The sequence below is a fragment of the Hydrogenophaga sp. RWCD_12 genome (genome assembly GCF_046604225.1).
GTDB lineage: Bacteria > Pseudomonadota > Gammaproteobacteria > Burkholderiales > Burkholderiaceae_C > Hydrogenophaga.
The window spans coordinates 207,521-231,029 of the sequence record NZ_JBKIXC010000006.1 but is presented as its reverse complement, the minus strand read 5'-3'; the positions used below and the strand labels follow the sequence as shown (position 1 = coordinate 231,029).

Here is a 23,509-nt window from a genome sequence, read left to right as displayed (position 1 = left end):
GATATGCCCTGAGAAATGGGGGGTGGCGCGGATGGACCGGCCGCCGGTCGGTCGACCATTGTGCCGCAACTGCCCGGTACCGGGCCAGCCCGATCAGTGCCGGGCAGTGACCGCAGGCGCCTGCATCGGCCAGGCCGCCACCAGCCAGATCAGCGTGGCCGCGGCGCAGACCGCGAACAGGCCGGTCGGGCCATGGTTGCGCGCCAGCCATCCGCCGACCGCGCCGCCGACAAAAAAGCCCACCGACTGCAGCGTGTTGTAGACCCCAAGCGCGGCGCCGCGCGCGTGGGTCGGCGCCAGCTTGGACACCAGGCTGGGCTGGCTGGCTTCCATCATGTTGAAGCCGATGAAGAACACGAACAGCAGCCCGCCCAGGGTCCACAGCCCCGGCTGCGCGCCGGCCACGGCCCACAGGCCCAGCTGCACCGCCAGGATCAGGCCGATGGAGATCAGGAAGGCCACACGCAGCTTGCCCTTGCGCTCCATCGGGAACAGGGCGCCGCCCATGACCACCAGCGATGCCAGCACCGCCGGCAGATAGACCTGCCAATGCGCCGCCTTGGGCAGGCCGGCCGTCACCAGCAGCGCCGGCACCGCCATCCACATTGCCAGCTGCACCGCGTGCAGCACGAACACGCCCAGGTTCAGGCGCAGCAGGCCGGGGTGGCGCAGCACCTCGGCCAGACCTCCGCGCACCTGCTGCATGTCCGACGGCTTGTGCACCACCGGCTCGGGCGGCGCCACCCACAGCACCACGGCGATGCCCAGCAGCGCCAGGGTGCAGGTCATGAGAAAGATGCCGGAAAGGCCAACCCAGCCGGCCAGCAGCGGGGCGATCACCAGCGACAGCGCAAACATCAGCGCGATGCTGGCGCCGACCATGGCCATGGCCTTGGTGCGCACGCTGTCGCGCGTCACGTCGGCCAGAAAGGCGGTGACCGCGGCCGAAATTGCGCCCGCGCCCTGCACCGCGCGGCCGATCGACAGCCAGGTCAGGTCGGGCGCCCAGGCAGCGATGGCGCTGCCTGCGGCGAACATCAGCAGGCCAGCGACGATGGTGCGCTTGCGGCCGAAGCGGTCGGAGGCGATACCGAAGGGGATCTGCAGGAAAGCCTGCGTCAGCCCGTACAGCCCCATTGCCAGCCCCACGCGGGCCGGATCGTCACCCCCGGGCAGGCGGGCGGCTTCCAGCGCGAACACCGGCAGCACTATGAACAGGCCCAGCATGCGCAACGCGAACACCAGGGCCAGCGCGGCACTGGCGCGGCGCTCGTCCGCCGTCATGCGGGTCGGGTCGGCCAGGGCAGGATCGGCGGCAACGGATGAAGCGGAGAGGGAGGACACGGCGTGGGTACGGGGCAAAAGCGCCATTGTCGGGTATCGGGACACGCGGGGCGGCTGCGCCGCCTGCGGAACAGCCGGTTTTGCTCGGGAATACCCCGCGGCTTATCATGGCGGGTTGCCCTTTTGACGCCTTGCCCGTGGATTCCAAGCCCCCCGTTCCCGCCGCCCACCCTACCGCCACCATGCTGTCGGTGCGCGGTGCGCGCACGCACAACCTCAAGAACATCGACCTGGACATCCCCAAGCAGTCGCTGGTGGTGATCACCGGGCTGTCGGGATCGGGCAAGTCCAGTCTGGCGTTCGACACGCTGTACGCCGAGGGCCAGCGCCGCTACGTCGAGAGCCTGTCGGCCTACGCGCGGCAGTTCCTGCAGCTGATGGACAAGCCCGACGTGGACCTGATCGAAGGCCTGTCGCCCGCGATCGCCATCGAGCAGAAGGCCACCAGCCACAACCCCCGCTCCACCGTGGGCACGGTGACCGAGATCCACGACTACCTGCGCCTGCTGTACGCCCGTGCCGGCACGCCCTACTGTCCGGACCACGACCTGCCGCTCGCCTCGCAGAGCGTGGCGCAGATGGTGGACACGGTGCTGGCCCTGCCCGAGGGCACGAAGCTGATGATCCTCGCGCCAGTGGCGCGCGAGAAGAAGGGCGAGTTCGCCGATCTGTTCGCCGAGATGCAGGCCCAGGGCTATGTGCGTTTTCGCATCGGTGGCGAGGTGGTCGAGGCGGAAGCCCTGCCGGCGCTCAAGAAGACCGAAAAGCACAACATCGACGTCGTGATCGACCGCATCAAGGTGCGCTCGGCCGAGGAAGAAGGCACGAATCCGCAGCGACAGCGCCTGGCCGAGAGCTTCGAGGCGGCGCTGCGCCTGGCCGAGGGGCGCGCGCTGACGGTGGACATGGACACCGGCGCCGAACTGGCGTTCTCGGCCAAGTTCGCCTGCCCGGTCTGCACCCACACGGTCGGCGAGCTGGAGCCGCGCCTGTTCTCGTTCAACTCGCCGCTGGGTGCCTGCCCGGCCTGCGACGGCATCGGCCACACCGAAGTGTTCGACGCCGAGCGCGTGGTCGCCTTCCCCACGCTCAGCCTGGCCAGCGGCGCCATCAAGGGCTGGGACCGGCGCAACGGCTACTACTTCGCGATGATCGAGAGCCTGGCGGCGCACTACGGTTTCGATGCCGAGGCCGCCTGGGAAAGCCTGCCCGAGAAGGTCCAGCAGGTGCTGCTTTACGGTTCGGGCGAGGAAGAGATCAAGTTCAGCTACGCGCTTGAATCGGGCGAACGCGCCGGCAAGAAGGTCGCGAAGAAGCACCCCTTCGAAGGCATCATCCGCAACTTCGAACGCCGCTACCGCGAGACCGACAGCGTCAACGTGCGCGAAGAGCTTGCGCGCTACCGCAGCACGCAAGCCTGCCCCGAATGCGGTGGCACGCGCCTGCGCAAGGAAGCACGGCACGTCTTCGTCGGCGACGGCGAACAGCGCCAGCCGATCTACAAGGTCAGCCACATCACCCTAGGCGAGGCGCTGGACTACTTCCGCCGGCTCGAACTCCAGGGCGCCAAGGCCGACATCGCCGCGCGCGTGGTCAATGAGATCCGCCAGCGCCTGAAGTTCCTCAACGACGTGGGCCTGAACTACCTGAGCCTGGACCGCAGTGCCGACACGCTCTCCGGCGGCGAGGCCCAGCGCATTCGCCTGGCCAGCCAGATCGGCTCGGGCCTGAGCGGCGTGATGTATGTGCTGGACGAGCCCAGCATCGGCCTGCACCAGCGCGACAACGACCGCCTGATCGGCACGCTGCAGCACCTGCGCGACCTGGGCAACACCGTGCTCGTCGTCGAGCACGACGAAGACATGATCCGCACCGCCGACCATGTGATCGACATCGGCCCGGGTGCCGGCGTGCACGGCGGCCGGGTGATGGCGCAGGGCACACCGGCGGCGGTGATGGCCGATCCGAATTCACTCACCGGCCAGTACCTCAGCGGCGCGCTGCAGATCGCGGTGCCAGCGAAGCGAACGCCCTGGATGCCGGTGGTCAAGGCGCCCAAGGCTGCACCGGTCAAGTCGCGCTTTCCGATGAGCCCGGCCGCCGAGCGCCGCGCCGAACGGCAGGCCGCGCACGAAGCCACCCTGGGCGACATGCAGGAGATCCGGGTGCTCAATGCGCGCGGCCACAACCTCAAGGGCGTGAGCGTGGCCTTCCCGGTCGGCCTGCTGACCTGCGTGACCGGCGTCTCGGGCTCGGGCAAATCGACCCTGGTCAACGACACGCTGTATGCCGCGGTGGCGCGCACGCTCTACCGCTCACACGACGAGCCGGCCGAACACGACGCCATCGAAGGCATCGAACATTTCGACAAGGTCATCAACGTCGACCAGAGCCCCATCGGCCGCACGCCGCGCAGCAACCCGGCCACCTACACCGGCCTGTTCACCGGCATCCGCGAACTGATGGCCGAGGTGCCGATGGCGCGCGAACGTGGCTACGGTCCGGGCCGTTTCAGCTTCAACGTGGCCGGCGGCCGCTGCGAAGCCTGCCAGGGCGACGGCGTGGTCAAGGTGGAGATGCACTTCCTGCCCGACGTTTACGTGCCCTGCGAGGTCTGCCACGGCCAGCGCTACAACCGCGAGACGCTGGAGGTCCAGTACAAGGGCCGCAACATCGCGCAGATCCTGGAAATGACGGTCGAACACGCGGCCGAGTTCTTCAGCGCCGTGCCCACGCTGCACCGCAAGCTGCAGACACTGCTCGACGTGGGCCTGTCCTACGTGCGCCTGGGCCAGAGCGCCACCACGCTCTCGGGCGGCGAGGCGCAGCGCGTGAAGCTGGCGCAGGAGCTCTCCAAGCGCGACACCGGCCGCACGCTCTACATCCTCGACGAACCGACCACCGGCCTGCATTTCGCCGACATCGAGCTGCTGCTGAAGGTGCTGCACCAGCTGCGCGACGCGGGCAACACCATCGTCATCATCGAACACAACCTGGACGTGATCAAAACCGCCGACTGGCTGATCGACATGGGCCCGGAAGGCGGCTCGGGCGGCGGCACGATGGTGGTCGAAGGCACGCCGGAAGAAGTGGCGGCCTGCGAGGCCAGCCACACCGGCCGCTATCTCGCTCGGCTGCTCAAGCGCTGACGCATCAGCGCTTGCCTCTGAAGGCGATGCCGGCGCTGATCGAGTGCGTCATCTTGCGGCCCACCAGCGGGCTGCTCGCGGGCGCGGACACCATGCGCGAGAGGTCCAGGCCACCGAACAGCACCCAGTTGTCGCTGAGCACATGGGTGTACTGCGCGCTGGCGCGCACGTTCTCCCAGCCACCGCCGAGCAGATAGGCCGGCCGGCCGCTGCGTGCCGAGGTTTCTTTGGAGATGCCGTAGTTGGTCTGCAGGTAGGTGCGGTCGCCCCAGGTCGATCCGACGCCGAAGTCCCAGTAGTTCTTCTCGGTCATGGGAAGCCGGTAGTTCAGGCCCGCCGAGAGCCGCCCGCCGCCGTTGCGGCCCAGGAAGTCCCGGTCGTAGCTGCTGCTCCAGCTCCAGCGCTCGCCGATGGCCGAGCCGGTGGAAATGCGCCAGCGCAGTGTGGAGGGCACGCTGGGCAGGCCGGCGAAGTGCGGGTCGTCGCTGGAGCTGCGGCCGTTGTCCACCCGCAGCGAGGCGCTGGCCCGCCAGTCGTCGAAGATGCCGAAATCCGCGCTCACCCCGGTTTCCAGCTGCTCGCGCCCGGCCTGCATCAGGCTGGACGCCCGTGAGCGCGAGACGCGGAACGGGCCGAGCTGGAAGGCCCACATCGGCTTGAAGTCGAAGCGCGAGGGCGCGTCCCCGACGTGCCCGTTGCCCGACACCACCGAAGCGCCGATCAGGTAGTCACCCTCTATGGTGAGCCAGTCCCTATCGGCGGCCCACAGTGGAGCGCACGCACAACCGGCCAGCAGCGCGGCCCCCCAACGGTGTTTTGTAGACAGCATGGGCAACGATCATAGCCAGCCACCCCATCGGTTTCCCGTTAGCCCGTGGGCCAGCGTGCGGAAATACCGTCAGGCCTTCGCGCTGGGCCGCTGCGCCACCCGGTCGCGCCAGGCCTGCAGTGCGGGTAAACCCTGCTCGCCGGCCTGAAAACGCATCAGGCGCGCGAACTCCAGCGCGCAGAACGCCGTGATGTCGGCGATGGTGAAGCGCTCGCCGGCAATCCAGGGCTGGCGTTGCAGTTCGCGGTCGAGCCAGACCGCGGTCTCGCGCATCTTCTCGCCCTGCGAACGGCCGAACTCGGGGAACTGCGGCTGCTCCAGCGGCGCCAGCCCGGGGTGCGTGTGGCGCACGCACTGGCCGATCGGCAGCATGAAGTACCACTCGACACGCCGGTCGGCCATCTCGATGAAGGCGCGCTCGGTCGCGTCGACACCCATCAGGTTGGGCTCGGGATACGCGCCCTCCAGCCACGTGCAGATCGCCCGCGTCTCGGTCAGCACGCGACCGTCGCCAAACTCCAGCGCGGGAATGCGCGCCAGCGGGCTCTTGGCGCGAAAGGCTTCGCTCTTGTGCTCTTGCGCGTTGAGGTCGACGTGGACCAGTTCGATGCCCTGCGCGGAAGGATCGATGCCCTTCTCGATCAGGAACATCTGCACCCGGCGCGGGTTGGGCGCGCGCGGCGCGATGTAGAGCTTCATGCCTTGGCCGCGTTCAGGACGTCGCGCGTGCGCAGCGCTTCGGCGCGCGCCGCGGCCGCGAAGTCGGGGCCCGACGAGGCATAGAGGATCGAGCGCGAAGAATTCACGATCACCGGGCCCAGGGTGACGCCGCGTTGGGAGCGGTAGCCTGCGCGGATGGTCGCGACCGCATCGCCGCCCTGCGCACCCACGCCGGGAATCAGCAGCGGCAGCGTCGGAGCGAGTTCGCGCACGCGTTCGATCTCGTTGGGGTAAGTCGCGCCGACCACCAGCCCGAGCTGGCCGTTGAGGTTCCACGGTCCCTGCGCGAGCCGGGCAATGTGTTCGTAGACGCGCGGCTGGCCATCGACCGAGGCCAGATGCTGGTTCTGCAGGTCGTCTCCACCAGGATTGGAGGTGCGGCACAGCAGGAAAGCGCCTTTGCCTTCGTACTTCAGGTAGGGCTGCACCGAGTCCCAGCCCATGAAGGGCGAAAGCGTCACGGCGTCGGCTCCGTAGCGCTCGAAGGCCTCGATCGCGTACTGCTCGGCCGTGCTGCCAATGTCGCCGCGCTTGGCGTCCAGGATCACCGGCACCTGCGGCGCCACCGCCTTCATGTGACGCATCAGCTTTTCGAGCTGTTCTTCGGCGCGGTGCGCGGCGAAGTAGGCGATCTGCGGCTTGAAGGCGATCACGGTGTCGGCGGTGGCCTCGACGATGGCGGCACAGAAGTCGTAGATCTTCGAGGCGTCGCCCTTCATCGCCGCGGGGAATTTCGCCGGATCGGGGTCTAGGCCGACGCAGAGCAGAGACTGGTTCTGGCGCTCTGCCGCGCCCAGCATGTCGAGGAAGGTCATGGCGCGATTTTAAGGAGTCGCGGTTTCGTGTCCGCCGGTTTACCGGCCGGATACACGGCGGCAACCCGCCTGCGCGCCCGCCTCCCTAGGATGAATGCATGACCCACACCGCATCTCCCTCCTCCCCCACCCGCACCATGCCCCCGGCCCGTCGCCGCTTCCTGCACCGAGGCGCCCTGGCCACCAGCCTGCTGCTGTCTCTGGCGCTCGCAGGTTGCGGCGGCGGCAGCTCCGACGACGGCCCGACCGTGACCGTGGCCGTCACGCCCAACAGCGCCGTCGCCGGCGCGACCGTCACGCTGATCGCGGTCGCCAGTTCGGACGTCGGCATGAGCGCGGTCCGCTTCTACCGGGTCGATTCCAGCGCCAGCACCCTGCTGGGCACGCTGAACGCCTCGCCCTACCAGTTCACCACCACGATCCCGACCACCGCATCCGGCTCGGTCTCGTACTTCGCCCGAGCGGTGGACGCCGACGCCAACACCACCGACAGCGCCACCGCGACGGTCACTGTCACCAACTAAAGCGCCGCCACGGCGCCGGGCCGCTAACATTGGCCCGATGCGCCTGTCCCGCCAGCAACTGATCCTGCTCGTCCTGCTCACGCTGGTCTGGGGCGCCAACTGGCCGATCATGAAGTTCGGCGTGACCGGCTTTCCGCCGCTGACCTTCCGCACCATCTGCATGTGGCTGGGGCTGCCGGTGATGGCGGCGGTGATGGTCTGGCGGGGCGAGCCCTTCACCATCGCCCGCACCCACTGGCGCGAGCTGGCGGTGCTGACCGTGTTCAACATGTTCTTCTGGCACACGCTGGCGATCCTGGCGATCCAGTCGCTGTCCAGCGGGCGCGCGGCCATCCTGGGCTACACCATGCCGGTGTTCTCCGCGGTGATCGGTGCGCTCTGGTTCGGCCAGCGGCTGATCCCGCGCGCGTGGATCGGCGTGGCGGCCGCCGCGCTGGGAGTGGTGCTGCTGCTCTGGCACGAGTTCACCACCCTGTCTGGCCGGCCACTGGGCGTGGCCATGATGCTGGTGGCCGCCGCGACCTGGGCCGTCGGCACCCAGCTGATGCGCCGCACGCGCATCGAAGCGCCCACGCTGACGATCAGCTTCTGGATGACCCTCGCGACCACGCTGTGGATGAGCTTGCTGTCCGTCGTCTTCGAGCGCGGTGCCTGGGTGGCACCCAACCCGGCGCAATGGGGTGCCATCGTCTACAACGCACTGGGCGTGTTTGCGTTCGCGCAGGTGGTCTGGCTGATGCTGGCGCGCGAGTTGCCGCCGATCGCTTCGTCACTCTCGGTGATGATGATCCCGGTGCTGGGTGTGTTCAGCGGCGCCTGGTGGCTGGGCGAAGTGCTGCACTGGCAGGACTGGGCGGCCGTCGCGCTCGTGATGCTGGCGATCGCCACGGTGCTGTGGCCGACACGCGCCACACCTGCACCCCCCACCAGCGTTCACTGACCCGCCGCGGTCTCCATCGCCAGGCACAGGTCTTCCCAGGCCTTGGCCTTGTCGGCCGGGGTGCGCAGCAGATAGGCCGGGTGGTAGGTCACGATCACCGGCACGCCCTCGTAGCGGTGCACACGACCCCTCAGGCGGCCGATCGGCTCATCGGTGCGCAGCAGCGACTGCACCGCAAACCGCCCCATGGCCACGATGATCTTCGGCTTCACCAGCGCCACCTGCCGCGCCAGGTAAGGCTCGCATTGAGCGACCTCCTGCGGCTGCGGGTTACGGTTGGCGGGCGGGCGGCACTTGAGCACGTTGGCGATGTAGGCACCCTTGCTGCCCTCGCCCGCGCGGCTGCGGCCGACGGCGCGCAGCATGTTGTCCAGCAACTGCCCGGCGGCGCCCACGAAGGGCTCGCCCTGCAGGTCTTCGTTTTCGCCCGGCGCTTCGCCGACGATCATCCAGTCGGCCTCCACATGACCAACACCAAACACGGTGTTGCGGCGTGTCTTGCACAGGCCGCAGGCCTCGCAACCCTCCACCGCCGCCTGCAGCGCGGCCCAGTCCATGTCCCCGACGCCGGCCGGGCGCAGGCGTTCGGAATGTGCTGCCACTGGAGCTGCGGCCGATGAAGGCACCGGTGCTGCCGCGACCGGCGCGCGGGGCGCTGCCACCACCGGCGGCACCGGACGGGCAGCCACGGGCTCGGGCGCGGCGACCGCGGGTGCAGGCACCGTCTTTGGCACAACGGGGGCAGATTCGGCAGCCGGGCTGGCCACGGCGGCCTCGGCCCGCGGCGCCCAGACCCGCACACCCATCTCGGCCAGCATCGCGCGCTGACGCGCATCCAGGTGAGGGACGAAGGATGTGTCCTCGGTCGCGTCGTCGGGCAGCGTGTCGCTCATGCCGTGGCCTCCTCGGTGGTCGTGGACAGCGACAGGCTCATCACCACCGCGTCTTCGCGCTGCAGGCCGCCCGCCGGGTAGTAGGCGCGGCGCAGGCCGACCTCGCGGAAGGCATAGCGTGTGTACAGGCTGCGGGCCGGCGCGTTGCCCGCGCGCACCTCCAGCCAGAGCCATTGCGCTCCCTGCCCGCGGGACCAGAGGGTCAGCGCGTCGAGCATGAAACGCGCCCAACCCTGCCGCTGCTGCGCCGGGGCGACCGTGATGTTGAGCAGGTGCACCTCATCCACACCGCGCATGGCCACCAGATAACCCAGCAGCACACGCCCGTCGGCGCGCGCCGGCCAGGGGGTTTCACCCGGCAGCGCTTCGCCCAGCAGCATCACCGCCGGGTAGCTGCTGGCCAGCGAATCCGCGAAATGGCGGCGCGACCAGGGATGGGCGTAGGCGGTCTTCTCGACCTCGCAGACGGCTTCCAGGTCGGCCTCGGTCATGGGCACGAAGGCCACACGGCGCTGGCCCTGGTGGTCGGCGGCCTCGGGCCAGCCGGCACCGGAGGCGGTCGAAGGGTCGCTCGAAGGCGCGGCGGCACTCATGCTTCCCTCTCGGCAGTGGTCCGCGCCACCTTGTCGCGCACATACAGCGGCAACGCGTCGCGCGCGTCCACTGCGTGTCCGGCGGCCAGCAGGCCGGGCGCCAGCGACAGGAGTGCAGCGGCCGTCGGCAGGGCCAGTTGCCGCGGTCCCGGCAGATCCTGCAGCGGCTCGCCATACATCTCGAACACATTGCCCGCCAAAAGGCAGTCCCCGCGGTCCAGCGAGAGCGCGGACGGCAGCGAATCGGCCAGCCAGGTGGCCAGCGCTTGCGGCGCACACAGGCACGGCGCCCGCAGCGGCTGGGACGACAGACCCTCCGGCCCGCAGGCGTAGAGCGCCACATAGATTTCGTTCATGCGCGCATCCAGCAGCGCCGCGACCACGGGCGGTACCGCCAGCCTCTGCTGGAGCCGCGCGGTTCGCGCGGCTTCGGCCAGCGCCAGCAGCGTGTCCACAGGCAACACCGGCAGGCCACCCGCGCCATACGCCAGGCCCTGCGCCACCGCACAGGCGGTGCGCAGGCCGGTGAACGAGCCCGGGCCGCGACCGAACACCACCGCGTCCAGCGAATCCAGTGACCACCCGGCTTGCGCCAGCAGCGACTGCACCGCGGGCAACAAGGTGGCCGAAGACTGCGCAGCGCCCGGCCCGGCAAAGACCAGCGGCACCGCGTCCGGCGCGCCCGAACCCAGCGCGACCGACAGGGTATCGGTGCTGGAATCGATGGCGAGCAGGCGGGATGCGTCAGAGGGCATCGGGGGATTATCGGTGAGGGTCACTGACCCATAATCGCCGCTCCATGCCCAGACTGCCCCGCCTTCCGTTCCTGCTCCTGTTCCTTGTGTGCATCGCCACCGCCGTCCCGGCGCAGGAGAGTGAGCTCAGCGCGGGCGAGCTGCGGCTCAAACCCGAGGCGGTGCTGACCGTGCCCGGCGCGCCGGCGAGCAGCGGCCAGGCCGCACCCGTCGCGCCATCGCAGGCACCCGGCAGCCCGCGGGCGACACCGTCCGCGGCAGCACCGCCCGCGCTGACCATGCTGCCGCAGCCGGTGGCCGCCGCCTTGCAACGCGCCCAGGTGCCGGCCAGTGCCATGTCGGCACTGGTGCTGCCGGTCAGCGGCAACGGCCCTGAACGCCTGCGCCACCGCGCCGAAGAAGTCATCAGCCCGGCCTCGGTGATGAAGCTGGTGACGACCTACGCGGCCATGGATCTGCTGGGACCCAACTTCACCTGGTCCACCCGCTTCTACACCGACGGCACGCTCGACAAGGGGACACTGCGCGGCAACCTCTACATCAAGGGCGGCGGCGACCCCAAGCTGGTGCTCGAACGCATCCAGGCCGCCTTCCAGGCGCTACAGGACAAGGGCGTGGTGGTCGTGCTCGGCGACATGGTGCTGGACAACAGCGCCTTCGACCTGCCGCCGAAAGACCCGGGCGCCTTCGATGGCGAAGCCCTGCGCCCCTACAACGCGGTGCCCGACGCCCTTCTGGTCAATTTCAAGTCGGTGGTGCTGAGGTTTTCGGCCGACGCGGCGGCGGGTGTGGCGCGGGTCACCAGCGAACCGCCGATGGCCGGCCTGGCGATCGATGCCACGCTGCCGCTGGCGCGCGGTGCCGGTTGTGGCGACTGGCGTGCGGCCATCGGCGCGCGCTTCGACGACATCAACGCGATCCGCTTCACCGGCCGCTATCCGCAGGGCTGCGGCGACAAGGAGTGGCCGGTCGCCTACCAGGACCCGGCCAGCTACGCGGCCCGCGCGCTGGAAGGCCTGTGGCGCAACAGCGGCGGCGCGCTCACCGGCAAGGTGGTGATGGGCCAGACGCCCGCCAAGGCACGGCTGGTGCACGAGGCGAAGTCGCTGCCGCTCTCCGAGATCATTGCGGACGTCAACCAGTGGAGCAACAACGTGATGGCGCAGCAGGTGTTCCTCACGCTGGGCCAGCTGGCGCCGGCACGGGTGGACGCGATGACCGTGCCGCGCGGGCCGCTGACGCTGGAGCGTCAGGGCCGGCTGGAGCGTTCGCGCGAAATCATCGGACGCTGGTGGCGCAACACCTTCGGCATCCGCCAGCCCGCGCCGGTGATGGAAAACGGTTCCGGCCTCTCGCGGGTCGAGCGCATCACCGCAGACTCGCTGGCCGAACTGCTGCGTCACGCGGCGCGCCACCCCCAGGGCGCAACCTTCGTGGAGTCGCTGTCGGTCGCGGGCGTCAAGGGCACGGCGGCGCGCGTGGGCAAGTCGCCCGACAGCCTGGCGCACGGCAATGCCTGGTTAAAGACCGGCACGCTGCGCGACGTGACCGGCATCGCCGGCTATGTGAATGCCGGCAACGGCTCGCGCTATGTGGTGGTGGGCTTCATCAACCACGCCAACGCGGTCGCGGCGCGGCCTGCGCTGGACGCGCTGGTGGAGTGGACCGCTGGTCTGCCGGACTGAAGACATGCCCCCGCGCTCCGCCGCTGCGCGGATCGCTCAGTTCAGCGCCCAGAGCAGCCCGGCCAGGGCACAGACCGACAGCACAGCGAGCCAGACGCCGACCCGCCGGTGGTCGCGCTTGGCCACCATGGCCCGCGCCTGGCGGCGGTTGAGCGCCGCATCCAGCATGTCTTCGTCGTACACCTCGGCCTGCATGGTGCTGTAGTAGTGGTGCCGGGTGGCTTCATTGATGACGAAGCTGTCCTCGTGGGCGCTGCGCAGGGCGTGGGTGTTCGGGTTCACGGTGGGCTCTCCGGTGGTGCGGTCGACGCCTTGAAGGGTGTCTCTCCGGTCCTATCGGTCGCTCGCGCGATTTCTTGAGCCTCGTCCGACCGTCAGGCCGCCGCGCGCTGCAGACGGTCGCGAACGCCGTCCCAGTCGGCACCGTCGGGCGGCGTTTCAACCCAGATCAGCTTGACGCCGGTCGCATCGAGCTCGCGCAGCACGGCGAACAGCTCCTGCGCACAGGCCGCCGCGTCGGCCGGCATGCGTCGCTGCAACACCGCGCGCGCGGCACGCAGGGTTCCCCGGGAATACACGGCAATGTGCTTCGCGTCTTTTCCCAGCACGTCCAGCGCGGCATGGATCTGTTTGCCGTCCATCAGCCGCACCCTGGCGGTCGGGGCGTAGTGTGATTCCAGCGTGCCCGAGGCGCGCGGCGCGGCCTCGTCGCGCTCGCGCAGCGGCTGGTCGCAAGCGGCCTCGATCTGCGCCGTCGTGACCATGCCGGGGCGCAGCAGCACCGGGTATCCACGTGAGCAGTCGACGATGGTCGACTCGATGCCCACCGGGCACGCCCCGCCGTCCAGGATAAGCAGCTGGTCGTCCTTCAACTCTGCGAATTCCTCGGCCACGTGGGCAGCGGTCGTCGGGCTGACACGGCCGAAACGGTTGGCGCTGGGGGCCGCCACGCCCATCACGCCGAGCCTCCGGGCCGCCACCAGCAGCGCCTGCGCCACCGGGTGAGACGGACAGCGCACCCCCACCGAGTCCTGGCCGCCGGCTGCCACCGCCGCCACCTCGGGCCGGCGCGGCAGGATCAGGGTCAGCGGGCCAGGCCAGAAGGCTTTCATCAGCACCACCGCGAAGTCGGGCACGCTGTGCGCCAGCGGTGCCACCGCCGCGCGCCAGTCGCCTCCCTCGGCGGGCGGCAGGTGCACGATCAGCGGGTGGTCGCTGGGCCGGCCCTTGGCCTCAAAGATGCCGCGCACCGCGCTGGCGTTGCCCGCGTCGGCTGCCAGGCCATAGACGGTTTCGGTCGGCATGCCGACCAGACCTCCCGCAGCCAGACGCTGCGCGGCCGCTTCGATGGCCGCCGGATCGCGGGCGTTCAGGGTCAGGGGCATCGCGGAAGGTCAACCCAGTGCAGGGAGCCCCAACAGGGCCAGCACCTTCGTCGCTGTCTCGCGCACCTGCGCGACCGAGGCACCGGTGATGTTCAGATGGCCCATCTTGCGGCCCGGGCGGGCGCTGAGCTTGCCGTACAGGTGCAGGTTCGTGCCCGGCAACGCCAGCACCTGGGCCCAGGGCGGAGACAGCGGCTGTTCGCTGGCTTGCGCCCGCACGCCGTTGGCATCGAACCAGAGGTCGCCCAGCAGGTTGACCATGATGGCCGGGCTGTGCTGGCGCGGCGGGGGCAGCGGCAGACCGGCCAGGGCGCGCACCTGCGCCTCGAACTGCGAGAGGTCGCAGGCGTTCTGCGTGTAGTGGCCACTGTTGTGCGGGCGCGGCGCCATCTCGTTGACGATCAGGTCGCTGCCACCTTTGCCGTTGTCGACCACGAAGTACTCGACGCAGAGCACGCCGACGTAGTTGAGGTGGTTCGCGATCGCGACCGTGCTGGCCTGCGCGCGCGCGGCCAGGTCGGCAGGCACCGCGCCGTCGTACACCTCGGTGATGGCCAGGATGCCGTCGTGGTGGGTGTTCTTCTGTACCGGGAAGGCGACCACCTGGCCGTCGGCGCCGCGCGCCACGATGACCGAGCACTCGCTCTGCAACGGCATCAGCTTTTCCAGCACGCAGGGTACGCGGCCGAGCTTGTCCCAGGCGGCTGCCAGCTCTTCGCGGTTCTTCACGCGGACCTGCCCCTTGCCGTCGTAGCCCAGGCGTGCCGTCTTGACGATGCCGGGCAGCAGGTCGGCCGGCACCGCCGCCAACAGCTCGGGCGTCTCGATGGCCGCGTAGGGCGCGGGGTACACCCCGCTGACGGGGCCGCACTGGACAAAGTGCGCCTTTTCCTGGATGCGGTCCTGCGCCACCGCCACGCAGTTGGCCGAGGGCGCCACCGGACGGTGCGCGCCCAGGGTGATCAGCGCGGGCGCAGGCACGTTCTCGAACTCGGTGGTGATGGCGTCGCAGCGCTGCATCAGCTGGGCCAGGCCCTGCTCGTCGTCGTAGGCCGTGTCGATGTGCCAGTGCGCCACCAGACCGGCCGGGCTGGCCGGGTCCGGGTCCAGCACCGCGGTGAAGTAGCCCATGGCCTGGGCGGCCTGCACGAACATGCGGCCGAGCTGGCCGCCGCCCATCACGCCCAGGGTCATCTGTTGGCCACGGTCGGACAAGGCGCCGGGCAGGAGGGGTTTGAGGCTCATGGGGGTCAGACAGGCAAGGTCATGGCGCGAGCGGCTTCGGTCTGCGCGGCGCGGAAGGCTTCGAGTTTGGCGCGCAGGGCCGGGTCTTCGTTGGCCAGCAGGGCCACGGCGAACAGCGCCGCGTTGGCGGCCCCGGCGGCGCCAATGGCGAAGGTGGCCACCGGCACGCCCTTGGGCATCTGCACGATGGAATGCAGCGAGTCCACGCCCGACAGCGCCTTGGACTGCACCGGCACGCCCAGCACCGGCACCACCGTCTTGGCGGCGATCATGCCCGGCAGGTGGGCCGCGCCGCCGGCACCGGCGATGATGGCCTTGAGCCCGCGGCCAACGGCGGCCTCGGCGTAGGCGAACATGTCGTCGGGCATGCGGTGGGCCGAGACCACGCGCGCCTCGTGGGCGATGCCGAAGTCTTTGAGGATCTGCACGGCGTGCTGCATGGTGTCCCAGTCGCTGCTGGAACCCATGACGACGCCGACCTGGATGGTGCTCATGGGAGGGGCTCTCGTGCGCGCCTGGCGAGGCGCTGTGCGGGGAAGGCGGCGGACGGACGGGGCCGCCTCCGGTAAAGTGCGGATTTTACGTTTCGCGCCCGTCCGCGCCCCTGTGCGCCCTTTTCCCGCCGCCCCACGCCATGATCAACGTCACCGTCGCCAATTTCGAAGCCGAGGTCATCGAAGCCTCCATGCACACCCCGGTGCTGGTGGATTTCTGGGCCACCTGGTGCGGCCCCTGCAAGGTCATCGGCCCCATTCTGGAAAAGGTCGAGGCCGAGTACGGCGGCCGATTCAAGCTGGTCAAGATCGACTCCGACCAGGAACAGCAGCTGGCCGCGGCCTTCGGCATCCGCAGCATCCCGACCTGTGTGCTGCTGATCAACGGCCAGCCGGTGGACGGCTTCATGGGCGCCGTGCCCGAAGGCCAGGTCAAGGCCTTCCTCGACAAGCACCTGCCCAGCGAAGAAGAGCTGGCGGCGCTGGCCGAGGCCGACGAGGCGCAGCAACTGCTGGCCCAGGGCGGTGAAGGCGAAGAAACCGATGCCGGCTCCGCGCTGGAGAAGCTGGCCCACGCCGTGGCCCAGGCACCCGACAACGACGACCTGCGCTTCGAACTGGTCCGCCAGTGCATCGCTCACGGCCTGTTCGAGCAGGCCGCCACCGCGCTGGCGCCGACCCTCTCGCGCATTCCGGTGCCGCTGCGCTTCGACGCCCTGAACCAGTGGCTGCAGGCGCTCGAGTTCGTGGGCACCGATCCGCGCGGCCAGTGGCCGATGGAGCAGTTCGACGAACTGATTGCGCAGAACAAGCGCGACTTCGAGACCCGCTTCGCCAAGAGCCGGGTGCTGATCGCCATGGGCGAATGGCCGGCCGCGCTCGAAGAGATGCTGGAAATCATCATGCGCGACAAGAAGTGGAGCGACGAGGCACCGCGCAAGACCTACGTCGGCCTGCTCGAACTCATGACCCCGCCCAAGCCCAAGGCCGACCCGTCCGCCGCGGGCAAGAGCGCCGGTGGCATCGAACTGTCCGGCAAGTCGGCGGTGGCGGAAGACCCGCAATCGCAGATGGTCTCGCAGTACCGCCGCAAGCTGAGCATGGCGCTGAACTGAGCGCCTGCCCTCAGGGCCCGGTCCACAGCGCCGGGCGCGCCGTGGTGGCCCAGGCCGGGTGGTGGCCCTTGCCCGATTTGTCGGCGATGTCGGTCGGTGTCGGGTTCAGGTTCATGTACCAGATGCTGGCCGCACCGGCCGCCGTGCTGAGCGGCGCGCTGGCTTCGGCCAGGATGTCCGCCGTCGACAGGGTGTTCGAGTAGATCTGGATGCCGCGCAGGATGCCGCTGAGGCGCTCGTTGGCGATGCTCCAGGGCGCATCGCCGAAGCTCAGGGCCATGCCGGCGTAGGGCCGGCTGCCGAAGGTGTTGGCGTAGTCGCCGTACAGGGTCGTGTGCCGGATCACCTTGCTGGTGTCGGGCAGGTTCCAGTAGAAGCTCGCTTCGATCTCGTCGGTGTTGACGCGGCGCACCACCAGGGCCTGCGTGTGCCAGGCGCCGTAGTTGACCACCGTGGAGTGGCCATTGAGATCGACCACGTCGTCCCCACCTTCGATCGACACCTCCCACTTGTGGGTGGTGGTGTCGCTGCCGCCGCCGTCGGGGTAGGGATGCGCGCCGTAGTAGGCCTGCGCGGTGAAGCCGCCGTCCGGCCCCCAGAAGAAGGTGGTGTAGTACCCGTTCTGGTGGCGCAGGTTGACGCGCCAGAGATAGGTCGCGGGATAGGGGTCGACCAGGCTGGCGCCGGTGAACTTGAAGCGCAGGTCGTCGTAGGAGGTGCGGTTCGAGGGGTAGTTCAGGCCGGTGATCACCTCGGTGGCCGGCAGGTAATAGGCGACGCCTTCGTACACGTACTGCGGCAGGTTCGCGCGGATGTTCGCCACCTCGGTCGCGCTGGCGCTGTAGAAGTGAAAGCCCTTGCTCGCGAGGTAGAAGCGGTAGAGCGGCGTGCGGCTGGCGCCGGGCGAGGTGCCCGCGTGGTAGGCCACACCCTCGTAGCGGAAGTCGGGCAGCGTGGACTGGACACGCTGTCGCTCTTCATCGCTGATGGTGTAGAAGTGCACGCCGGTGCGGGCGTTGAAGAAGCGGTGCACCGGACTGAGCGAGGCATCGGCGGTGGTCGAGGCCTGGAAGGCCGCTCCTTCGTACTGGTACATCGGCAGGCTCGCCATCACCTGGTCGCGCTCGGCGAGGCTGACGGTGTAGAAGTGGGCGGCGGTGCCGTGGTTGTAGAAGCGGTAGACCGGCGTGAGCGTGACGGTCGCGTGTGCCCAAGTCGCCACGCACCACAGCAGAAGCACCTGCAGCGCTCGAAGCCAGCGGCGGTACCCCGACCTCATTTGGGCAAGGCCTTCCAGTGCCGCAGCAGGGTGCGCAGCGCCTCGGGCGGGTTGGTGGGAGCGAGGCCGCCGGCCTGGTTGCTGGTGTTGACGCCGTGGCACGAGGCGCACAGCCGCACCTCGCCGGGCTGGAAGGTGATCCAGACCCGCTCGCGCACCACCGCATTGCCGGCACCGTCGGTGGTCTGCCAGGTCAGGGCGCGGCGCGCCGGCACGAAGGCCGCGGTCGAGCCGTCGGCGGCGATGCGCACGCTGCCCAACGGTCCGCCCGCGTTGGCCGGCAGGCTGACCTTGGGGTCGTGCATCGGCGCCGCCAGCACACGGCGGCCGGCGTGGTTGTAGCCGCGGATCTGGTCGCCCTGGAACAGCTGGAAGTGCGCGATGTCGTAGACCCGCCCGCCGCCCGGCGCCACCGTGCTCACGCCGCCAGGCACGCGCAGGTTGAATGGCTGCTGCTGGTCGGCGCGGTCGCGCGAGGTCTGGTTGCGGGTGATGATCATGGCCAGGTCGTTGGCCTTGAGCCAGTTGCGCAGCTGGGTCTCGTCGACGGCCTCCTCGGTGAAGATCTGGCGCTCGGCCGCGGCCAGCGCAGGCGCCTGGCGGGTCGCGGGCTTGAGCCGCGCCACCACCTCGACCGCTTCGAGTTCCCACACCAGGCCGTCGAAGCTGCGCAACGTGTCCGGGTCCCACCAGCTGATGGACTTGCGGATGCCACCGGTGAGCGAGACACCGGCCTGCAGCAGGCCGCCCGTGCCCGCGACCAGCGGCTTGATCAGGAACTGCGTCATCTGCGACGGGGTGGCGGCCTCGGTCGGCGTGTGCGTGGCCAGCACGGTGCCGCTGACCAGGGGCAGCGGGTTGCGGAAGCGGCCGCCGGCGATCGAGCCGTCGTTGCGCGATGGCACGGTGAGGTCGGTCACCACCATCGCGTCGGGATTCGCGCCCGCGCCCCCGGTGAAATGCACCAGCTGGTTGGTGGTCAGCGACCCGAACTCGCGCGCGTAGGTGGCGATGAAATGGCCTGGGCGAGAGGGCTCTTCGCGGATGTGGAACAGGCCGCCGTCTCCGCGCAGGTTCTTGGTGTTGGCGTGGAAAGCCGAACTGGCGAAGTAGGTCAGGGCCGGGTCGTCGAGGAAAGACTGGCCGAGGTAGTTGAACGAGAGTTCGTGGCGGCCGACGTGGTTGAGGGTTTCCTCGTCGGTGCCGTCTTCGTTGATCTGCCAGGGCGTGAAGAAGTTGTTGGTGTAGCCAGCGACGGCGCCGAACACGCCGGTATGGTCCTGGCGCTTCTCGGGGAAGACCTCGTCGGTCAGGCCCAGCGACGCCGCACCGGGCGCTTCGCTGGCGAACGTGGTGGCGCCGTACTGCGCTTCGCCCGCGCGCTGGGCATCGGCCTGCTGATCCTGCTGCAGGTGGTCCCAGCGCGTGAACACGACCCGGCCGGCGCTGTCGATGGTGGGCGAGAACACGCCGCTGGGCGCCTGGTTGAGCAGGCGCAGGTCTCCGGTGGTCGGATTCAGGCTCCAGAGGCCGGTGACGGTCGCCGTGCTCTCGTATTCGTCCAGCTGCGGATAGAGGTGCGCCTCGCCGCCGCGAGGCCGGTCGGAGGTGAACAGCACGCGTTCGTCGGTGCCGTAGAACGGCGAGACGTTGTTGTAGGTGGCGGGCTGGTTGGCGATCTTGCGGATCGAGACGGTCTCGTTGCGGCCCAGCCCGCTGACTTCGTAGATCTGCCAGTAGTAGGTGCCGACCTGGTAACGCGCCGACGGCCCGCCGACGATCATGGAGAACAGCGCCTTGCTGCCGCTCCAGTGCACCGAAGGCTCACGCACCGCGATCGCCGCCGCGCCCTGCATCCCGTCGGAACCGTAGCCGGCCTCGCGGGTGAGGTTGCGCAGCGTGCCGTCGGGGTAGCGGATGTAGAGGTCGCCGCCGCGCGGTGCGTGGTCGGGTCGCGCCAGGTGGTTGCCGAAGCTCGACATGCGGTTGGCGAAGTCGGCCGTGTTGGGCACCTGGGTCACGAACAGGATCGGGTTCGCGACGCCGGCCACCTGCTCCGGCGTGCCGGGCACGTAGTAGCCCACGCCTTCGTCGGCGTATTGCGGCATCGTGGTGCGCACCCGCGCGGCTTCGCTCTGCGAGGCGCTGTAGAAGTGGAAGCCCTTGGCGGAGAGATAGAAGCGGTAGAGCGGAATGAACCCGGTCGCCACCACCTTGCTCGCGTAGTAGGCGACTCCTTCGTAGCGGAACTGCGGCAGGCTGGCCTGGATCTGGGCCTTCTCCTGTTCGCTGATGGTGTAGAAGTGGACGCCGGTGTTCAGGTTGTAGAAGCGGTGCACCGGGCTGAGCCCCGCGCCGGCGGCGGCAATGGCCGAGAACGCGGCCCCTTCGTACTGGAACTGCGGCAGGGTGGCGACGATCTGGTCGCGCTCGGCCGTGCTGGTGGTGTAGAAGTGGGCGCTGGTCTGGCGGTTGAAGAAGCGGTAGACCGGCACGGCATTGGCCGCGGCCTTGGCGCGCGCGGCGTCCAGCGCGGCGAACATGGAGCCACTGCGCTTTTCCTGCGCTTCGGCCGCCGCCAGTTCCTGCCGGTTGAGGCGTGCCCCGTCTTCCACCGTGGCCCGGGACTGGGTGGCTTCGGTGGCTGGCGAGTCCTGCCGGCCGCCGCCGCAGGCCACCAGGAGAGCAGCCGTGGCGCACAGCAGGGCCTGCCGCGCCACCCGGACCAGGGGGTGCCGTGTCAAAAAAGTCATGGCCGGCTTATAGCCGACCGTTCGTCGACAGGACGTTACAAGAGGTTGAACGGCCGGGCCCGTGGCGCGAGTGGCCGTGCCCGGCAAGTCACGTCACGGCCGCTGGTCGGTCGAGGGCTTCTTCCAGAGGTTGATGCCGCCGTCCACCGCGTGCTGGTCGATGGCGGCCAGTTCGTCGGCGCTGAAGTCCAGCTTGTCCAGCGCCTCCACCAGCTCGGTGATCTGCTCGGGCTTGCTGGCGCCGATCAGGGCCGAGCTCATGCCCGGGTGGCGCAGCACCCAGGCCACTGCCATCTGGGCAAGGCTCTGGCCTCGGGCTTGTGCAATGCCGTTGAGCGCGCGCACATGGGCCAGGTTCTGTTCGCTCAGGTGCTCAGCCTTGAGGGAACCCCCACCAGGCTGGTTGATGCGCGCGTCGGCCGGCACGCCGTTCAGGTACTTGCTGGTCAGCAGGCCCTGCGCCAGCGGGCTGAAGGCAATGCAACCGGTGCCTTCGGCCTGCAGCGTGTCGAGCAGGTCTTCTTCGATCCAGCGGTTGAGCAGGCTGTAGGACGGCTGGTGGATCAGCAACGGCACGCCCAGACTGCGCAGGATGGCCGCGGCCTCGCGCGTCTTGCCGGCCGAGTAGCTGGAAATGCCGACATACAGCGCCTTGCCCTGCTGCACCGCCGTGGCGAGCGCGCCCATGGTTTCTTCCAGCGGCGTGTCGGGATCGAAGCGGTGCGAATAGAAGATGTCGACGTAATCCAGCCCCATGCGCTTGAGGCTCTGGTCCAGGCTGGCCAGCACGTACTTGCGCGAGCCACCGCCCTGGCCATACGGCCCGGGCCACATGTCCCAGCCGGCCTTGCTGGAGATGATCAGTTCATCGCGGTAGGGACGGAAGTCGCGCCGCAGGTGTTCGCCGAAGTTGGTCTCGGCGCTGCCGTAGGGCGGGCCGTAGTTGTTGGCCAGGTCGAAGTGGGTGATGCCGGCGTCGAAGGCGGTGCGCAGCATGGCGCGCTGCGTTTCCATCGGCATCGTGTCGCCGAAGTTGTGCCACAGGCCGAGGGTGATGCTGGGCAGCTTGAGGCCGCTGCGGCCCACCTTGCGGTAGGGCATGCGGTCGTAGCGCTGGGGGTGGGCGGTGTACATGCTGTTTGGTCTCCGTTCGTTGTGATTGGCGACTCTACCCAGTAACCCGGCGGTAACTCCGACTGGTGGGGAACAACCTCGTCGCTCGCTGGACCGGTGCACCGGTGTGCCCTGCGCCCCAGCTCAGACACGCCACACAAGCAGCCAAAGAAAAGGCCCCGTCACGCCAAAACGCAACGAGGCCAGAAGTGTCTCGAACCAGCGCCACCGCGGAACCGGCTTCGCCGGGCCGCCAGTGGCGCCCCCCTGGGGGGTGACGCCGCAGGCGGCGCGGGGGGTACTTATTTTGCGGTAGGCATCACAAACTCAGCACCCTTGGCCGTCGTCTCCGGCCAGCGCTGCATGATCGACTTCTGCTTCGTGTAGAAGCGCACGCCCTCTTCGCCGTACGCGTGCATGTCGCCGAACAGGCTCTTCTTCCAGCCGCCAAAACCCTGCCACGCCATGGGCACGGGGATGGGCACGTTGATGCCCACCATGCCGACCTGAATGCGGCGCGCGAACTCGCGGGCCACGTTGCCGTCGCGGGTGAAACAGCTGGTGCCGTTGCCGAACTCGTGGTCGTTGATCAGCTGCACGGCTTCGCCGAAGTCGGCCACGCGCACGCAGCTCAGCACCGGGCCAAAAATCTCTTCCTTGTAGATGCGCATGCTCGGCGTGACGTTGTCGAACAGCGTGCCGCCCATCCAGAAGCCGCCCTCGCAACCTTCGCCGGTCTGCTTCGGATCGAACTGGCGACCGTCCACCAGCAGGTCCGCGCCCTGCATCACGCCGGCGTCGATGTAGCCGGTGATGCGCTCGTAGGCCGCGCGGGTCACGATCGGGCCCATCTCGGCCGCGAGGTTGGTGCCGTTGAGCACCTTCAGCGTCTTCGTGCGCTCGATCAGCTTGGGCATGATCTTCTCGGCCACGTCGCCGACCAGCACCGCCACCGAGATCGCCATGCAACGCTCGCCGGCCGAGCCGTAAGCCGAACCGATCAGCGCGTCAACGGCCTGGTCGAGGTCGGCGTCGGGCATCACGACCATGTGGTTCTTCGCGCCGCCCAGGGCCTGCACGCGCTTGCCATGGTGGGCGCCGGTCTCGTAGATGTAGTTGGCGATCGGGGTCGAGCCGACGAAGCTGATCGCCTTGACGTCGGGGTGCACCAGCAGCGCGTCGACCGCTTCCTTGTCGCCCTGCACGACGTTGAACACGCCGTCGGGCAGGCCGGCTTTCTTCAGCAGCTCGGCCATGAACAGGCTGGCGCTCGGGTCGGTCGGGCTGGGCTTGAGGACGAAGGTGTTGCCGGCGGCAATGGCAACCGGGAACATCCACATGGGCACCATGACCGGGAAGTTGAACGGCGTGATGCCGGCGACCACGCCCAGCGGCTGGCGGATGGTCCAGTTGTCCATGCCGGTCGAGACCTGGTCGGTGAAGTCGCCCTTGAGCAGCTGGGGGATGCCGCAGGCGAACTCGATGATGTCGATGCCGCGGGCCACTTCGCCCTGCGCGTCGGTGAAGACCTTGCCGTGTTCGGCGGTGATCATGTGGGCCAGCGCGTCCTTGTACTGGTTGACCAGCTCCAGGAACTTGAACATCACGCGCGCACGGCGGATCGGCGGCGTGTCGGACCAGGCCGGGAACGCAGCCTGCGCAGCAGCCACCGCGACATCCACATCGGCCGCGTTGGCCAGCGACACCCGTCCGGTGACGGCACCGGTGGCGGGGTTGAAGACGTCCTGCGCACGGGTGGAGGTGCCGGCGCTGACGGCGCCGCCGATGTGGTGGGCAATCGATGTGGTCATGGTGTGTCTCGTGGTGGATCGGCCAGGTCGCCTGGAATCCGGTCAGTGTAGGAACGGCACCCCTGCG

At 69.1% G+C, this 23,509-nt stretch carries 20 protein-coding genes; 5 read left to right on the top strand and 15 right to left on the bottom strand.

All coding sequences use genetic code 11. From position 1 onward, the window contains the following. Positions 1-93: 93 nt before the first annotated feature. A complete protein-coding gene (locus tag ACLIJ1_RS22230; RefSeq protein WP_411367908.1) occupies positions 94-1,284 on the bottom strand; it encodes an MFS transporter in 1,191 nt (396 codons plus the stop codon). A gap of 242 nt (positions 1,285-1,526) precedes the next feature. Here ACLIJ1_RS22230 and uvrA point away from each other — a divergent pair, with 242 nt between their 5' ends. Continuing rightward, positions 1,527-4,493, top strand: coding sequence for an excinuclease ABC subunit UvrA (gene uvrA, locus ACLIJ1_RS22225; protein WP_411367907.1), 2,967 nt, complete (start codon positions 1,527-1,529; stop codon positions 4,491-4,493). A 4-nt stretch (positions 4,494-4,497) separates the two neighbouring features. Here the strand turns inward: uvrA and ACLIJ1_RS22220 are convergent, their stop codons facing one another. The 3 genes from ACLIJ1_RS22220 to pyrF all read right to left on the bottom strand — a co-directional run bounded on the left by ACLIJ1_RS22220 (position 4,498) and on the right by pyrF (position 6,857). Beyond that, entirely contained in the window at positions 4,498-5,322 is an 825-nt protein-coding gene (locus ACLIJ1_RS22220) for a MipA/OmpV family protein (protein ID WP_411367749.1), read from the bottom strand. Between the two features lie 69 nt (positions 5,323-5,391). Continuing rightward, positions 5,392-6,021 carry a glutathione S-transferase family protein gene (locus tag ACLIJ1_RS22215; protein WP_411367748.1) on the bottom strand — a complete coding sequence of 210 codons (630 nt, stop codon included), beginning with the start codon at positions 6,019-6,021 and terminating at the stop codon, positions 5,392-5,394. Next, a complete protein-coding gene (gene pyrF, locus ACLIJ1_RS22210) occupies positions 6,018-6,857 on the bottom strand; it encodes an orotidine-5'-phosphate decarboxylase (RefSeq protein ID WP_411367747.1) in 840 nt (279 codons plus the stop codon). The genes ACLIJ1_RS22215 and pyrF overlap by 4 nt, the downstream gene beginning before the upstream one ends. A 98-nt stretch (positions 6,858-6,955) precedes the next feature. On the opposite strand from pyrF, the gene ACLIJ1_RS22205 reads away from it, so the two are divergent. After that, positions 6,956-7,381, top strand: coding sequence for a hypothetical protein (locus ACLIJ1_RS22205; protein ID WP_411367746.1), 426 nt, complete (start codon positions 6,956-6,958; stop codon positions 7,379-7,381). A gap of 37 nt (positions 7,382-7,418) precedes the next feature. Continuing rightward, on the top strand, positions 7,419-8,321 hold the full coding sequence (locus ACLIJ1_RS22200; RefSeq protein WP_411367745.1) for a DMT family transporter: 903 nt from the start codon (positions 7,419-7,421) through the stop codon (positions 8,319-8,321). On the opposite strand, the gene ACLIJ1_RS22195 is transcribed toward ACLIJ1_RS22200, so the two are convergent. From ACLIJ1_RS22195 to tsaB, 3 genes are all read right to left on the bottom strand, one after another. Next, positions 8,315-9,214 carry a uracil-DNA glycosylase gene (locus tag ACLIJ1_RS22195; protein WP_411367744.1) on the bottom strand — a complete coding sequence of 300 codons (900 nt, stop codon included), beginning with the start codon at positions 9,212-9,214 and terminating at the stop codon, positions 8,315-8,317. The two genes, ACLIJ1_RS22200 and ACLIJ1_RS22195, sit on opposite strands and share 7 nt — an antisense overlap. Next, complete coding sequence (gene rimI / locus ACLIJ1_RS22190) at positions 9,211-9,705, bottom strand: ribosomal protein S18-alanine N-acetyltransferase (RefSeq protein ID WP_411367906.1); 495 nt, start codon at positions 9,703-9,705, stop codon at positions 9,211-9,213. Before rimI ends, ACLIJ1_RS22195 begins: the two co-directional genes overlap by 4 nt. A 98-nt stretch (positions 9,706-9,803) precedes the next feature. Next, positions 9,804-10,562 (bottom strand): tRNA (adenosine(37)-N6)-threonylcarbamoyltransferase complex dimerization subunit type 1 TsaB, encoded by a 759-nt coding sequence (gene tsaB / locus ACLIJ1_RS22185; protein ID WP_411367743.1) that lies wholly within the window; start codon positions 10,560-10,562, stop codon positions 9,804-9,806. 44 nt (positions 10,563-10,606) lie between these two features. On the opposite strand from tsaB, the gene dacB reads away from it, so the two are divergent. After that, complete coding sequence (gene dacB / locus ACLIJ1_RS22180; RefSeq protein ID WP_411367742.1) at positions 10,607-12,247, top strand: D-alanyl-D-alanine carboxypeptidase/D-alanyl-D-alanine-endopeptidase; 1,641 nt, start codon at positions 10,607-10,609, stop codon at positions 12,245-12,247. A gap of 36 nt (positions 12,248-12,283) precedes the next feature. Here the strand turns inward: dacB and ACLIJ1_RS22175 are convergent, their stop codons facing one another. The 4 genes from ACLIJ1_RS22175 to purE all read right to left on the bottom strand — a co-directional run bounded on the left by ACLIJ1_RS22175 (position 12,284) and on the right by purE (position 15,371). Next, a complete protein-coding gene (locus tag ACLIJ1_RS22175; RefSeq protein WP_411367741.1) occupies positions 12,284-12,529 on the bottom strand; it encodes a hypothetical protein in 246 nt (81 codons plus the stop codon). A 92-nt stretch (positions 12,530-12,621) separates the two neighbouring features. Next, entirely contained in the window at positions 12,622-13,626 is a 1,005-nt protein-coding gene (locus tag ACLIJ1_RS22170) for an L-threonylcarbamoyladenylate synthase (protein ID WP_411367905.1), read from the bottom strand. Between the two features lie 15 nt (positions 13,627-13,641). Then, positions 13,642-14,877: a 5-(carboxyamino)imidazole ribonucleotide synthase gene (locus tag ACLIJ1_RS22165; protein WP_411367740.1), complete on the bottom strand. Its 1,236-nt coding sequence runs from the start codon at positions 14,875-14,877 to the stop codon at positions 13,642-13,644. 5 nt (positions 14,878-14,882) lie between these two features. Further along, positions 14,883-15,371, bottom strand: coding sequence for a 5-(carboxyamino)imidazole ribonucleotide mutase (purE, locus tag ACLIJ1_RS22160; RefSeq protein ID WP_411367739.1), 489 nt, complete (start codon positions 15,369-15,371; stop codon positions 14,883-14,885). Between the two features lie 140 nt (positions 15,372-15,511). Between purE and trxA the strand changes: the two genes are divergently transcribed. Next, positions 15,512-16,486: a thioredoxin gene (gene trxA / locus ACLIJ1_RS22155; protein WP_411367738.1), complete on the top strand. Its 975-nt coding sequence runs from the start codon at positions 15,512-15,514 to the stop codon at positions 16,484-16,486. A gap of 10 nt (positions 16,487-16,496) precedes the next feature. Here trxA and ACLIJ1_RS22150 read toward each other — a convergent pair whose 3' ends face one another. The 4 genes from ACLIJ1_RS22150 to ACLIJ1_RS22135 all read right to left on the bottom strand — a co-directional run bounded on the left by ACLIJ1_RS22150 (position 16,497) and on the right by ACLIJ1_RS22135 (position 23,442). Beyond that, positions 16,497-17,765 carry a hypothetical protein gene (locus ACLIJ1_RS22150; RefSeq protein WP_411367737.1) on the bottom strand — a complete coding sequence of 423 codons (1,269 nt, stop codon included), beginning with the start codon at positions 17,763-17,765 and terminating at the stop codon, positions 16,497-16,499. After that, positions 17,762-20,518: a hypothetical protein gene (locus ACLIJ1_RS22145; protein ID WP_411367736.1), complete on the bottom strand. Its 2,757-nt coding sequence runs from the start codon at positions 20,516-20,518 to the stop codon at positions 17,762-17,764. The genes ACLIJ1_RS22150 and ACLIJ1_RS22145 overlap by 4 nt, the downstream gene beginning before the upstream one ends. Positions 20,519-20,611: 93 nt before the next feature. After that, complete coding sequence (gene mgrA, locus ACLIJ1_RS22140; RefSeq protein ID WP_411367735.1) at positions 20,612-21,652, bottom strand: L-glyceraldehyde 3-phosphate reductase; 1,041 nt, start codon at positions 21,650-21,652, stop codon at positions 20,612-20,614. Between the two features lie 281 nt (positions 21,653-21,933). After that, positions 21,934-23,442 carry a CoA-acylating methylmalonate-semialdehyde dehydrogenase gene (locus ACLIJ1_RS22135; RefSeq protein ID WP_411367734.1) on the bottom strand — a complete coding sequence of 503 codons (1,509 nt, stop codon included), beginning with the start codon at positions 23,440-23,442 and terminating at the stop codon, positions 21,934-21,936. Between the last annotated feature and the right edge of the window lie 67 nt (positions 23,443-23,509).